This is a genomic window from Vibrio sp. 1069 (assembly GCF_033340555.1).
On record NZ_JAWOWP010000851.1, the window covers coordinates 1 to 539 of the forward strand.

1 protein-coding gene is annotated in these 539 nt (G+C 50.5%); it reads right to left on the reverse strand.

Annotation, left to right across the window (positions count from 1 at the left end; genetic code table 11):
• Positions 1-499, reverse strand: a 499-nt coding sequence (locus R7040_RS29420; protein WP_318098043.1) for a hypothetical protein, incomplete at its 3' end; no start/stop codon positions are given.
• Positions 500-539 lie beyond the last annotated feature (40 nt).

The following is a 539-nucleotide window of genomic DNA, read 5'->3' on the forward strand; positions in this document are numbered from 1 at the left end:
CCGCGTAATGAAGATCGGCAATCCATAGAGGCAATAGTAAAAGCAAAGGCCACCAGCTGTGTTTTTCTGAGCGTTTCCAATGCGTTGCTGCCCACCACATGACCACAACAGACAACGTTTGAACCACGGTCACCCAAGCTGAACCATCAAGCTTACCGCCTTGTTGCGTGACCATCAGCCCTACTTGTAAGGTAATCACAATCAAACCGGTGGTAAGGAGAACGCCAAGAGAGCTGCGATGTGAGAACACCACCATAAGTAACGGGAATAGAATCAGCACGCCAACAGACAACGCAATGGGCTGCATCGAAAGCGTCGCACCAAACACCATCATAGCGCCGAGCAACACTAAGCCAGCAAGGCCACCTTGAGGCAACAGCCATAATGCCGGGATCATGAGTGCGAGTACTGGGATTTCGCCCTCACTCAAACTCATCGCTCGGGCACACACAACGGCAAGAAAAGTTGTGATGAAAAATTGAAGTGTTGAAAAAATCATAGCGCCTCCTGGCTTCCCCACCTACTTGGTAACTCAACGG